General features: G+C 43.7%; 12 protein-coding genes. 2 read left to right on the forward strand and 10 right to left on the reverse strand.

Features of this window, described 5'->3' with window-relative positions:
- Nucleotides 1–24 precede the first annotated feature (24 nt).
- The 10 genes from NDI42_RS05675 to NDI42_RS05720 all read right to left on the reverse strand — a co-directional run bounded on the left by NDI42_RS05675 (nt 25) and on the right by NDI42_RS05720 (nt 11,774).
- On the reverse strand, nt 25–876 hold the full coding sequence (locus NDI42_RS05675) for an ATP-binding cassette domain-containing protein (RefSeq protein ID WP_190451946.1): 852 nt from the start codon (nt 874–876) through the stop codon (nt 25–27).
- Between the two features lie 122 nt (nt 877–998).
- Nucleotides 999–1,259 (reverse strand): TIGR02450 family Trp-rich protein, encoded by a 261-nt coding sequence (locus NDI42_RS05680; RefSeq protein ID WP_190425189.1) that lies wholly within the window; start codon nt 1,257–1,259, stop codon nt 999–1,001.
- A gap of 3 nt (nt 1,260–1,262) precedes the next feature.
- Complete coding sequence (locus tag NDI42_RS05685) at nt 1,263–1,619, reverse strand: hypothetical protein (RefSeq protein WP_190451916.1); 357 nt, start codon at nt 1,617–1,619, stop codon at nt 1,263–1,265.
- 125 nt (nt 1,620–1,744) lie between these two features.
- A complete protein-coding gene (locus tag NDI42_RS05690) occupies nt 1,745–1,906 on the reverse strand; it encodes a hypothetical protein (RefSeq protein WP_190451918.1) in 162 nt (53 codons plus the stop codon).
- Between the two features lie 39 nt (nt 1,907–1,945).
- Nucleotides 1,946–3,895, reverse strand: a complete 1,950-nt coding sequence (locus NDI42_RS05695) for a S9 family peptidase (RefSeq protein WP_190451920.1) — start codon at nt 3,893–3,895, stop codon at nt 1,946–1,948.
- A 33-nt stretch (nt 3,896–3,928) separates the two neighbouring features.
- Entirely contained in the window at nt 3,929–4,792 is an 864-nt protein-coding gene (locus tag NDI42_RS05700; protein ID WP_190451922.1) for a hypothetical protein, read from the reverse strand.
- Between the two features lie 38 nt (nt 4,793–4,830).
- Nucleotides 4,831–5,730, reverse strand: a complete 900-nt coding sequence (gene truB, locus NDI42_RS05705; RefSeq protein ID WP_190451924.1) for a tRNA pseudouridine(55) synthase TruB — start codon at nt 5,728–5,730, stop codon at nt 4,831–4,833.
- A gap of 145 nt (nt 5,731–5,875) precedes the next feature.
- Nucleotides 5,876–7,780, reverse strand: a complete 1,905-nt coding sequence (locus NDI42_RS05710; RefSeq protein ID WP_242017504.1) for an alpha/beta hydrolase — start codon at nt 7,778–7,780, stop codon at nt 5,876–5,878.
- On the reverse strand, nt 7,698–10,991 hold the full coding sequence (locus NDI42_RS05715) for a response regulator (RefSeq protein ID WP_199310996.1): 3,294 nt from the start codon (nt 10,989–10,991) through the stop codon (nt 7,698–7,700). Before NDI42_RS05715 ends, NDI42_RS05710 begins: the two co-directional genes overlap by 83 nt.
- 600 nt (nt 10,992–11,591) lie before the next feature.
- Nucleotides 11,592–11,774, reverse strand: a complete 183-nt coding sequence (locus NDI42_RS05720) for a hypothetical protein (protein ID WP_348231374.1) — start codon at nt 11,772–11,774, stop codon at nt 11,592–11,594.
- A gap of 11 nt (nt 11,775–11,785) precedes the next feature.
- Between NDI42_RS05720 and argF the strand changes: the two genes are divergently transcribed.
- Both argF and lexA read left to right on the forward strand, forming a co-directional pair.
- A complete protein-coding gene (gene argF, locus NDI42_RS05725) occupies nt 11,786–12,706 on the forward strand; it encodes an ornithine carbamoyltransferase (RefSeq protein ID WP_190451926.1) in 921 nt (306 codons plus the stop codon).
- Between the two features lie 125 nt (nt 12,707–12,831).
- A complete protein-coding gene (lexA, locus tag NDI42_RS05730) occupies nt 12,832–13,470 on the forward strand; it encodes a transcriptional repressor LexA (protein ID WP_190451927.1) in 639 nt (212 codons plus the stop codon).
- Nucleotides 13,471–13,776: the final 306 nt, after the last annotated feature.

A 13,776-nucleotide genomic window follows, 5' to 3' on the forward strand; every position in this document is an offset into this window, starting at 1 on the left:
TGTCCGTTGCCAACTGACAAAAAATTAGTCTAGTTGGCGTCCGGTGAGTTCGACAAAAATATCTTCTAAGTTGGAGGGGCGAACCATCATACCAGTTTTGTTGGGTGCGGTGTCAAGGTAGGCGTTAGCTTGTTCTAAGTTGGGGAAGAACTGATATTCTAAGCGATCGCCTACTTGTTTCATCACCAACCCTTCACCATGTTTAGAGCGTAGCTCCTCCAGGGTGCCAAGTTCTATCAGTTTACCAGCATCCATAATCCCAATGCGATCGCATAAATATTCCACCTCATCCATATAATGCGTCGTCAAAAGCATCGTCATCCCCTGCTTATTCAAATCCAGAATAATTTCCCAGAGGCGGCGGCGGGTTTGCGGATCTAGTCCTACCGTTGGTTCATCCAAAAACAAAATCTTCGGTTCATGTAACAGCGACCTCGCAATTTGCAACCGTCGCTTCATCCCGCCAGAGAGGGTTTTTACCAAACTATCTCGCCTCTGGTGCAACTCCACATACTCCAGCCATCGATCGATATCCTGCTGACGCTTCTTCGTGGGGATGTGGTGCATTCGTCCGTGCAGTTCCATATTTTCCCACACGGTTAAATCCATATCCACACTGGTTTGTTGCAACACCACGCCGATATTTTGCTTTACCTGCAACGGTTGGCGCACCACATCATAACCTGCTACCTCAACTCGTCCATCGCTAGGTTTTGTGAGCGTTGTTAGCATCCGAATTGTAGTAGATTTCCCCGCACCATTGGGGCCAAGTAAGCCAAACATTTCTCCAGATTCAATGGTAAAGGAGAGGTCGTTGACGACGGGAACTTTGTTGTAAAATTTGTGGACGTTTTGCAGGGAAACGGCAGTCATAATTACTATTTTTTTTAAATTCTGAGTTTTGAGCTAAAAATTAGAACTTAGGAGTAACAACTAAGAATTTAAAATTCTTAACTTCCAATTCCCTAATTTATAACTCAAAAATAAAAGTTAACTCCTCAATACTCTCCCATTATTTCTTCAGTTTCCCTCATTTCGTGTAAGGTTTGCCAACCTGCTTGCCACTCAGAAGGATTTTTCAAAATTTTGGCGTTAGTCCAGAAACGCACATTGGGGTCGCAGGAAGCCACCATTTCGGCAAAGACAAACTTGCCTTGGTTTTTCCGATTAACTACTTGGAAGTGTCTCCAACCCCACGTTTTTTGTTGGGCTGTCCATTTGGAACCGACAAGGTGAGGATATTTCAGCTTTTTCTGCATTTACTATTCAATCAGATATTTCTGGAGGGAAAAGACTTGGCATTGCAATCCTCCATTATCTACACATATGGCCAAACGGTCAATTTTTTGCAGCCAGATCCATCTAACCGTGTTGCCAATTTTCTGTTTTTTCTGGATAAGGCGTTTTTGTACCGCTTCATTAGGGCAAAGGATTTGGAAAGTGACTACCCCGTCTTCTTCTATTTCTCGAAATAGACAATCCCGAAACTTAGCACGGATGCTGCTGTCGAATTGACTGTGAAATTTCCGTAGCTTCCCAGTCCATGTTGTCTCGCGACGGTGGGGGGGTATGAGGCGGAAATCATCTTGATCTTCTTCGTCGGGATACAGAGGAGACATAATCTTCCTTTGCTGGTTGGGGAGAAAAGATTTTATCTTACATATTATGTTAATAACATTGTGAGTTAGAGGCACGTTTTTATTCAAATTTAGTAGGGTGGGATGAAAACCCACCCTACTGCTTTTTAATCGTCTGTGTTATTAGGAATTTCAGCCAAGTAAGCACGCTCAAGAGATTCTATGCTAATTTGGGGAGGCTCATCTCCACTTTCTTCTATTTCCTGCTGGAATTCGACAAGTGTCTGAAATAACTCTTCGGTAATTCTGAAAATTGGTTCGTCTGTCATAGTGTCCCCTCTCGATGCCAATAGACTCACTATTCATTTTTACAAATTAGCGATCGCTATTGGTTCTACCGGATGGGCTAACTCAAACCCAAAGACGCGGGAATAAAAGTAAAACTCTCCATCGATGACACGTTTGATATTCTCGGCGCGGCGGAAACCATGCTGTTCGCCCTCGAAGGCTACATAAGCAACGGGTAAACCCTTGGAACGCAACACATCAACCATCATCTCTGCTTGGTTGGGCGGGACAACTTTATCCTCAAGTCCTTGGAAGAAAATAATCGGACACGATAACTTATCTGTAAAGTGGATAGGCGATCGCTCGTGATAAATATCTTGCCGTTCTGGGTATGGCCCAATCAAGCGATCAAAGTAGCGCGATTCAAATTTATGGGTATCTCTTAAAAGTGCTTCTAAGTCGCTGACACCGTAATAACTCGCACCCGCCTTGAAGACATCGCGGAAAGTTAAGGCGCAGAGTGTAGTGTAACCCCCAGCGCTACCGCCTGCGATCGCCATCCGATTTTCATCCACCAAACCTTTTTCGGAAAGATATTTCGCCCCATTGACGCAATCATCCACATCCACAACACCCCACAGCCCATCTAAACGCTGATGATAAGCCCTTCCATAGCCAGTGCTACCACCATAATTTACATCCAGGTACGCAAAGCCGCGACTTGTCCAGTATTGAATCCGTAAATTTAACTGGCTAGAAGTTGCTGCTGTCGGGCCACCGTGACTTTTCACTACCAAGGGCGGTAATTCGCCCTCTGGGGCCATAAAGTCGTGGTTTTGGGGCGGATAGTAGAAGCCGTATGCTGTTAACCCATTTTCCGTCGGAAATTCAATCGGTTGTGCAATAGACAAATACCCAGTATCAATTTCCAACTTACTCGAACGCCGCAACACCGACCTCTGTCCAGTAGTCAAATCCAGCTGGACAATGGAACTAAATTCTGTTGGCGAACCAGCAATGAATGCAACACGACCAGCAACAGCTTTTAAAGAAGTAATCTCAGTGTAAGGCGTTTCAATTTGCTGTAGTTTTCCGGTCGTCGTGTCGAGACTCGCTAAATGCCAAATTCCCTGCTGGGTGTAAGTACAGATGATGCGATTAGCAGATTCAAAAGCATAAGTGGACATCCCAAAAATCCACTGAGGAAGTCCAAATTCCGCCTCCATTTCGCACAAAGGTTCAGTTAACCCCAACCCTTCGCCTTCAACGGGAGGGGCTTTTTTGTAAAGATTCCACCAGCCACTGCGATCGCTAACAAAGTGTAAAATGCCATCTGGCGACCACTCTGGCTGAAAAATCGATTCATCTGCACCACCAGCCACCAATTGAGATTCCCCCAAGGAACCATCTGGGTTAATTTGGGCTACCCATAATTCAGTACCATCCCAAGGCATATTCGGGTGGTTCCAAGTTAACCAAGCAAGTTGAGAACCATCTGGTTTCAGGCGCGGCGACGAGTAAAAATCATTGCCAGAAACCAACACCCGAACATCTTCGCCATTTTCCAAATTGATGCTAACTAAGGTGTTGACAGCTTCTTTACCCTCGCCCGTGTGGTCTTCTCGCACAGCATACAGACGCTTTCGCTGTCGGTCAATTATTGCATCCGCATAGCTCATTTTAGCCTCCGGTGTCAGAGGTTGCGGTTGGGAACCGGGAATCAGGCGATAAAGGCGCTGATCCGCGAAGTTGGAAAAATACACGATACCATCAGCGACGCAGTAAGCACCGCCGCCGTATTCGTTGACGCGGGTGCGGACATTAAAGGGAGGTGGCGCAATATCAATGGTTTGTCCGTCGGGGGTACGTCGCACAATTACAGTCCGTCCAGCTTCCGCAGGTCGCCCCTCAATCCAGTACACATCTTCGCCATCTATGGCAATTTGCCCCAATCCTATCGTTTCCGAAACCATCAAGTCTGAGGTGATGGGAGATTTCCAAGAACCATAGGGTTTTACTTGCTGCGTCATGTTTTTGTCAGTTGTTTATTGTCAGGCTAATAACTATCTTGGAGGAAATTGCTGCTCATTCACAATGACAAATTCACCAGAAACCAAACCATAGGAGCGAACTTGGTCAAGAATTTTTAATAATTCTTTGGAATTGGTATTGGTGGAAATTTTCTGACGCGATCGCTTAGTCAAATCAACTACCTCAATTGGCCCCGGTTCGCTGGTATTCTCGCAGGCAAAAACTACTTCTGAAGAAGAAATAAATCCTAAATAGGAATTACTTTCAAATCCGTTGCAATTAGAAAATGCTAAAACACTATAATTGTTGAGCGTATCCAATATTATATGATTAACCCATGATTTATTTAAACCATCAAAAACATCTAGCCGTACAATCAAATATCTGTTATCAGGTGAAAAAGAAATAGGATTAGCTACAACATAGTAATTTTGCAATCTTTCTGATATTCCCAAAGCCGCAGCCAGCTTTATTTGAACTGAACCATCGGCGTTTTGAATTACTAATTCTTCGGCAATCTTTTCGGCAATATTGGAATTACATTTTATTAAAAACTCATTGGTGTTGCGGCTTCTGTACTGACCCACCCTCCTCAAAACCATATTAATATAAACTGATTTCAGACTATCGGGTGATGTTAAAATTTGGGATTGATACTTTAGCTGCGTGGAACCCTGACAGTTACCGTTTAATCTGCTAATGGTTTGCTGACTCAATTCCGCAAAAGATTGATTATCTTGAGCAGAAGCTTTATTTATACTGAAAAAAACACTCGTAACGATGGCACAATAAATTAATAATGTTTTTATTGATAAGCCGATTCTATTTGATTTGGGAAAGCTATTTTTTTTGAAGAACCGCCCAAACGCAGAGGAAAAGAGAAGAAAGAGGTTCATAAATAAATTTTAATTGCTATATTATTACTACCGATTCCCTACGATATTGGCTCAAAAACCATCTGGGAAATTAGCAGATAGCCAGCATCTGTTGCCCCTAAACAACCAATGCCTAAAAAGCGTCCATCTTCATCATTAACCCGCAGTGGTTTGCCATCCCCAATAGGCGCATCTGGAGGAAAAACCCGTTGCCCTTGGCACCATGCTTTAGCGTCTTTTGCTGATAAGGTGAGGGTGGAAAGATGGGACAGCGCTGCTACTGCTGGAATCGGTTTAAAGGTTTCTAATTTTAGCTGTGCTTCTAATTCTTCAAAAGTTAGGCTATCTGTTAGATTGAAGCCGCTACTGGAAGTGCGAGTCAAAGCGGCAAGGGTACCGCCGATGTTGAGAGATGTTCCTAAATCGCGAGCGATCGCTCTAATATAGGTTCCAGCACCACACGCGATCGCTACATCCAATTCTGGAAAATCGCCTTCTCGCCATTCCAAAATTTCTATCTTGTAAACTTCAACTTGTCGCGCTGGAACATCTATTATTTCCCCCGTCCTTGCCAAATCGTAAAGTCGTTTTCCATCAATTTGAATCGCACTATAACTGGGTGGTATTTGTTGAATCTTTCCCACAAATTGCCCAAGGGCTGCTTTCACCTGTTCTACGGTTAATTCCTGTACAGGTTCAGCGCTAATAATTTCCCCTTCCAAATCATCAGTTGTCGTCCTCACGCCCAGCCGAATCGTTCCCCAATAAGCCTTATCTGTCCGCAAATATTGCAACAGTCGCGTCGCCTTTCCCAGCGCAATTGGTAAAACACCCGTAGCAGCAGGATCTAAAGTTCCCCCATGTCCCACCCGCTTGAGGCGCAAAAGTTTTCGCACCTTAGCAACGCAATCGTGAGAGGTAAATTCAGTTGGTTTGTTTAAATTTAAAAAACCTTGCACAAAATAATCCTATAAAAGTAAAGTACGCGGCGATTAGAAATTGCGATTAGACAAACGAAGTCTGCGTAGGCGGACTTTATAACCCGCACAAGCGGGTTTTGTCTGTATAGCCGCGTGACTCCATACGCTAGACAATTTATAAATTCTAAGGTGTTGCCTGTGGAGTTGGAGAAACCCTATTTTCTGTTCTCTGTCGCCTGTTAGTTCTCATATTCAACTGTTCTGCCGTCAGCGATTGAAGCAGACTCAAAGGCAACACTTCTTGACTAATAGATTGAGCATATTGAGCATTCAGGTAACGCTGATAATCTGGCTCTCCAGCAACGTATGTTTTAAAAAAGGCAAGGCTCAATAGTTTCATATAGTCAAAAGCTATTTTCGGATCTGGCCCAATAACTGATACCGGAATCGGGATCACACCACCACTGGCAACTGATTCTGCCATAGTAGAAAAGTGGGTTCCTTCTTTGAGCAGAACCAGATACTTGTCTGGTGTAGTGAGCCAAGTAAAGGGAAGAATCTGTTCTGCTAAGGGTGGAGTGACAGTATCATTGCTGCTGGCAACGAACATCACCGGAACTTTGATATCAGCAAGCTCAGATTTTCCAAAGATGGTGCTAGTAACAGGGTTAATAGCGATCGCAGCTTTCACTCGCCCGTCCTGCAAATTATAATCAACTGGCGGCAGCTTGATTGCCCGACACTGAAGCAACAGCGACAGATTCAAAGTCTCATTCAATACCGGACAATCTTTTTGCAGTTGCTCAAAATTAATTTCTGCCCCAGCCAGCGCCAAAGCCGTGTAACCTCCAAAAGACTGACCGATAACGCCGACCTGTTGCAAATTGATTCGCCCTTGATACGTTGCTCCCAGTTGATCCAGCAAATACTTTACATCCAGAGGTCGGTCAACCGCCTCAGAAGGAGGGCCCGCCTCATTAGCCAGCCCGCTAAATAACTCTCGCACTCGTTCAGCATTACTACCTGGATGCTCCGGTACAGCAACCGCAAAGCCATAGGATGCCAAGTGTTCAGCTAAATAAGCAAACGAAGCGCGGTCATTTCCCAATCCGTGGGAAATCACAATTACGGGTGCTGAACGTCCGCTCAGTTGGGGTAAGTAAACATCAACCGCGTAAGCGCGAGAGCGGCTAAAGTCATTAAGAAGCAGTGTTTGCTTTTCCCATTTCAAAGGGCCTTGTTGTTGCAAATCCTGCCCTTGGCTGGAATTTAAGGATGTCGCCGTTGGTAACGGCGCAGATATCCTCTCATCTGATGGTGTAGTTGATGCTTCAGCGATCGCTTGCTGTTCCACCGATGCGATCGCTACCTGCGTTTCCCGAATCGCATTTGTCAAATCGCCAAGAATCTCAAAGCCACGCTCTGAATTGATCCGAACCGCGTAAGTCGGAAAATTCCGCAGCACATTCAGCAGCGTCAAGCCTTCCGGATCGGCCGCAGCTTGAATCAAAGCCGCTCGAATCGCATAAAAACCCGGTTGAAAAGCTTTCGTTTGGATAACCTCGCCCACCCGTCGCAGTATCACTTCTCCCTGCGGCGTGTAGAGAAATTGTGCCACAGCTACAGGACTCACATCAGCGCGAGTTAGCAAAATATTTCGTAACTGCGCCAGCTGTTCGGGCTTTATATACCTAGCATAAAAAGCTAAATCATCATTAATTTTGCCTTCCCTGGCATACACTTCCAAAGCCGAAACTGGCAGAGTCAACTGCAAAGGGCCTAAGGAAATAAATATTTGCTCAGCTCCCAACACGCGGCTAGGCATCGCCGCAATTATTGCAGGTATTGCTAACGCTAAAGATAAAATAAACTTTCTCGTTCCCAGGCTCTGCTTGGGAATGCCAACCGGGAGACTCCGCCTCGCCTCAAATCGAGGCTGAAACTGCCCTCCCCTGCAAGGCGAGAGTCCTACCAAGGACTGTCCCGGCTTAAGTGGATAGCCGTCCCTAAAATTCCTCATCAAAAGGCTCAACCCCGTGCCATCCTTCATCTGTCCCCCGCTTTTGCAATCTTTGACAACGTTTAACATATAATCTAGCCGCTTTATCTTGGTTATTTTGCTGTAAAACATTACTAAAAACTTGCTCAGCTTCAGCAAACTTTTTACTGTAATAAAGATGAATGCCAAATTCAAAATGGCTTCTAGTTCCGCTTTTTACCTCTCTTATTTCCGCAGAATTACTATCAAAAACCTCAAAAACTGGCGATAAATCTTTGCGCCCTTTAATATTAACCCTATCTAAAAACCTATAATTATATTTTGTGGGATCTTCCAAACCAAGCAAAGTCTTTTCACTAATAATGATAGAAGCTCCGTAAACTTTGGTCAAATCTTCTAGGCGAGAAGCCAGATTCACCGCATCGGAAATCACCGTTCCTTCCATACGCTGTTCATCCCCAATCGTACCCAGCATCAAAGTACCGCTATGGATGCCAATGCCGATGGCTATGGGCGGAGAACCGTTTTTTATGAGTTCTACATTATATAGACTCACCTGTTTTTGCATTTCAATAGCTGCTTGCAAAGCGTCTTCAGCACTTTGCGGAAAAAGCGCCATCACTGCATCTCCAATATATTTATCAATAAAGCCGTTATTCTGGCGAATAACCGGGCTAACTCGACTTAAGTAAGAATTGATAAAATTAAAATTTTCTTTGGGCGACATTCCCTCAGAAAGAGTGGTAAAAGCGCGAATATCAGAAAAGAGAATTGTCATTTCTTTCTGTACTTGGTCGCCAAGTTGAACATTAACAATACTGTCTTCTCCCAATAAACTGATAAATTCATGGGGGACAAATCGCCTGTAAGCAATATTAATTTTAGAAAGTTCAATATGAGTTTTAATTCTAGCTAACAACTCATTTTTTGCCACAGGTTTAACCAAATAATCATTAGCGCCAGACTCAAATATTTCAATTACATTTGAAACCGTATTAGCAGATGTAACAATAAAAATCGGCAATTCATTAGCAGGAAAAGTTTTGCGAAGTTTTTTGCAAACTTCAAAACCAGACATTTTTGGCATCATTACATCGAGCAATATCAGGTCAGGCTTCAAACCATTTTCAATTGCTTCTAGTGCTTCTATACCATCGCTAGCTTGAAAAACAGTATAATTTTCTAAAGATAAATAGTTAGTCAGTATCTGAAGATTAACCGGATCGTCCTCCACAATCAGGATGGTAAAATTGCCGGAAGAGACTTTCTTTTTAGGGGAAGAAGCAACAGAAGTTTCACTTTTGGCAGGCAAGGGGCAATAGGGAAAAGGCAAATTTGAAGAATCTTGCCACTCGTTAGCTACTTGCCTCAACGCCAGCAATCCTATGGGTATTCCCTTGGCGGTGGTACGCAGTTTGTAGACACTGTTTGCCTCTTGCTGGTAATTTGCTTTGAATGGAGGCGAAACTCCGTTCAGGGATTCATTCTTGTTTCCTATGCTAAGCTGTTCCTTTGGCTTAGGGTCTAGGTTCTGTGTAGATTGAACTTGAGACAGTGGCAGAGTAAAGGTAAACCGCGAACCTTTCCCTACAGTAGAATCTACGCGAATTGTGCCACTATGCAACTCTACCAGTTGTTTTGTAACAGCAAGGCGGATGCCCGTCCCCAAGTAACGTTTATTTGTCGATTCTTCCGCAAATTCAAAAGCATCAAAAATTTTCTCCAGTTTATTTTCTGGGATACCGATACCAGTATCAGAAACTGTAATAGCTAGCATTAGCGGCTGGGGACTGGGGACTGGGGACTGGGGAAGAATCGAACCAATCACCAATCCCCTATCCCCAGCCCTAATGCTAGCTGAAACTTCTATAACACCGGATTCTGTAAATTTAATCGCATTGCAGACTAGGTTATACAAAATTTGCTGCACTCGATTTTCGTCAGCTTCTACCAGTGGGACGGCTGGATCGATTTGATTAATTAACTGCAAAGATTTGTTTGCTGTGAGGGGTTTGGAGAGTGCTAAAACAATATCGGTGACTTCTCGCATTCCCACAGGTTTGATTTTCAGTTCCAGCGTTTTGTGCTTTAGTTTTTCCAAATCAACAATATCATTTACCATGTTTGCCAGTCGCTGACTGCTTTGTACAATCATGTATAAATTTTGCTTTTGGATTTCTGATAGCTGCCCAGCGGCTCCATCTAGCATAGACTCGGCAATGCCGATTATTCCATCTAAAGGTGTTTGCAGTTCGTGGGAAGTATTGATTAGAAACTCATCTTTAAGTTGATTTATTTGTAACAATGTTTTATTTTTTAATTCCAGATTTTGGGCATAATCGTGGATTTCAGCTACCATCGAATTAAAGGCATCAGCTAGCAGTCCCAACTCGTCTTTACTTTGAACATCAATAAATATGTCAAAGTTGCGATCGCGTACTTTTTCCGCGCCTTCGCGTAATTTATCAATCGGGTGTCCCAGCCAACGCGCCAGTAAAAATGCTATTAACAGTGAAAGAAGAAAACTACTACTAATAATAGTAAGATAGATATAGCGCAATCTCTGTACCTGATTTGCTTCGATTCTCCCGTCGTACTCTAATCCCATAACTGCGATGACTTTCCCATCTTCATCTTTAATCGGAATAGCTGCTGTCAGGAATTGTCCCCATCTATCTGTGTAAAACTTTTTTCCCGCTTGTGGTTTCCCATCAAAAGCTTTTTGCAGTTCTTCTTGCTTAGTTGCGTATAACTGACCAATAATTTTTCCTTTTTTGTCTTGGCTTTCTTCGCGATCGGTATCGGCAATAAACTTTACCACATCACCATTTTGTGATTTCCCTACTTTAACTATAAGAGAAGTTGATTTTATTAACGGTATATCAGATGTATCTTCTGTTAATTCCTTAAAAAATGTCAGAGGATATACTTTTTCACTGCTACTTTTTTGAATGTTTTTCAAGACTTGCATAATGTCTTGGAAGTCCTGAGACTGCATATATTTTTGGGCAATCTCCGGTGGCAATGATTCGGCAGTATCTCCTGGTTTTAGCTGGGTAATTATCTCTTCTATGGGAAGAGAATCTCGCTCGATAGCCAAACTTAGCCGTTGAATCTTTTTTTTGTCTTCATCATCAACTAAAAAGGCAGCAGATCGGCCTACATCTCTAAGCCGTTCTGCCATTTGATTTAAAACAATCTGTTTGGTCTTAGCATAATAAAAATAGACGCTAGTGCTAGTAACCCCTACCGACAGAATCGAGATAGCCATTCCTATCTTCAAAGCAAAGGGAAATCTCATAACGCTATCCCATAAAATTTAGAATTATTTGAAAAGTATAATTAGGTTTCAAAACTAGCCTGTTATAAGCTGTCACGTATTTTAATTGTCATATTAACTAAGCGTTTTTCTCCTTCGTCCGGTTTTTATTGCCCGTTGCCACTGACTGCGGACAATAAACCTCTTTCCCTAGCCTATATTTAGTCCTCTTAAATGCACAACAGCTTAGTAAATAAACTTCAATTATTAAATTGATATATTAAAAATTCTATGCGTAACAGACCTAATCGACAATATTTCAGCTTGTTAATTATTGCAACCATTTTTTTAACCAAGGTAAATAAGCTGAGGATTAGGGCAGTTTTTTGTTGATGGTAGAAACTCAAGCTAATCGCGACTGTAGCAACGCTTTTATTGTGGTTGATTTTGTTTTTCTTGTATTTTATATTCCTCAGTCAATCGATTTGGGATTTTGCAGAGGTCGGAATTTTTGGGCAGATGCGTCTTCGCTATCGATTTTGGATTGTTTTTCTCGTTACCAGTAAGAGACGGAGAACGCGCGTTAGGGAGGCGATCGCTTCCTCAACAACTAGAAACAGCACCGCTTACACTAACCAATTCTCAGCATTCCCAGCCAGAGACTCTTAACCAGAGACTCACAGAACTGATTCGATAAAAATCTGGTAGGGTTTTAAAACGGTATAAATAACACCAAGCTGAGTCAAGACGGCGCGATACGTTGGTACTCACCGAAGCCGGTTCTGCGAGAGCAGAGGCTCCTGCTACGTATTTCACTTTAATCATCGGGTATAAACATGGAAGCATTGAAAGGACGAGATTTACTGAGCCTGGCAGACCTCAGTTCTGAGGAAATTAAGGAACTTTTGCATCTGGCAGCTGGGCTGAAGTCCCATACAGTGAATCTGCGATGCAATAAGGTGCTGGGGTTGTTGTTTTACAAGGCTTCTACACGCACTCGCGTCAGCTTTTCGGTGGCGATGTACCAACTAGGCGGTCAGGTGATAGACCTTAATCCTAACGTTACTCAGGTGAGCCGGGGGGAACCGTTGGCGGATACGGCGCGGGTGTTGGATCGATATTTGAATATCCTGGCGATTCGGACGTTTAAGCAGGAGGATCTACAAGCCTTTGCTAATTATGCCAAGATTCCGATTATTAATGCTTTGTCGGATTTAGAGCATCCCTGTCAGGTTTTGGCTGATTTGTTAACGCTTCAGGAGTGTTTTGGGAGTCTAGCTGGGCTGACTTTGACTTATCTGGGAGATGGCAATAATATGGCTAACTCGCTGCTTTTGGGTGGCGCGCTGGTGGGGATGAATGTAAGAATTGCGACACCACAGCAGTATCAACCGGATGCGACAGTTGTAGAGCAGGCGAAGAAAATTGCAGGCGATCGCGCTGAGGTTACAATTACTAACGACCCCGAAGCAGCAGCTAAAGGCGCTCACGTGCTTTATACCGATGTCTGGGCAAGTATGGGACAAGAGGATGAAGCTAATGCTCGAATTCCAGTTTTTCAACCTTACCAGGTAAACGATGAACTGTTGAGTATTGCCGATCCTAGTGCAATTGTGCTGCACTGTTTACCAGCTCATCGGGGAGAAGAAATTACTGATGAGGTGATGGAAGGTGAAAAGTCGCGGGTTTGGGATCAGGCGGAAAATCGAATGCACGCTCAAAAAGCTTTGTTAGTCAGTCTCTTGGGCGCAGATTGATTGCGGATAATGGAATCATTCCTAATTGGTAATTGTGCAAACGCCATTAACTACTAGACAGACGCAAGTTTTAGTAGTACGAATGTTCTATAGGACGTACATTACTAATTCCGTTAGTTTGTTTTATGGAATCTCTCACTGATGCTCAGCAACAACTTTATGATTGGCTGGTGGATTACATTGGTCAACATCAACACGCGCCTTCAATTCGGCAGATGATGCTGGCGATGAAACTAAAGTCACCAGCGCCAGTTCAGAGCCGCCTGGAACATTTGCGTGCGAAAGGTTATATCGATTGGGCGGAGGGAAAAGCGCGCACAATTAGGATTGTCCGTGGTGGGAATGGAGTGCCAGTTTTGGGAGCGATCGCTGCTGGCGGTCTTGTAGAACCCTTCACCGACACTGTAGAGCATCTGGATATATCTGACTTATTCCGTCAGCCAGATTATTTTGCTCTCCGCGTGGTGGGAGACAGCATGATAGAAGACCAAATTGCCGAAGGTGATATGGTCATTATGCGACCCGTACCAGAGCCAGATCGGGTAAAAAATGGCACCATTGTCGCGGCGCGAGTGGAAGGAGTCGGCACAACGTTAAAACGCTATCACCGCCAGGGAGAGCAGATTACGCTTAAACCAGCTAATCCCAAATACGACCCGATTAAGGTGAAGGCAACTAGCGTTCAGGTGCAGGGTGTGTTAGTGGGTGTCTGGCGCGGCTGTGAAGCTACTACGAAATCGACATCTCGAAGGCGATCGCATTAACCAAGGCGCTACTTTTCCGGAAAAGGCTTCTCTCTATGGGATGATGACACAATACAAAAGAGTCATAACTCATTAGTTTTAAGTTGTTAGTCATTAGTCCGTTGGAGTTGGAAAGTTGGAAAGTTGTTATAACCTGACAACGTTTCAAGCTTTAAACTTGACAGCTCTTTTCTGACTAATGACTAGAGACTAACGCTCTTTCATCACTCTAGGCAGAGGAAAATAAGAAACCTGGCTCTGACACAGTGGTGGGAACGGCTCCTCTCAATAAATTCATCAACCCAATCAGTCGCTCAAAGCCTACAG

Source organism: Funiculus sociatus GB2-C1 (assembly GCF_039962115.1).
Classification (GTDB): domain Bacteria; phylum Cyanobacteriota; class Cyanobacteriia; order Cyanobacteriales; family FACHB-T130; genus Funiculus; species Funiculus sociatus.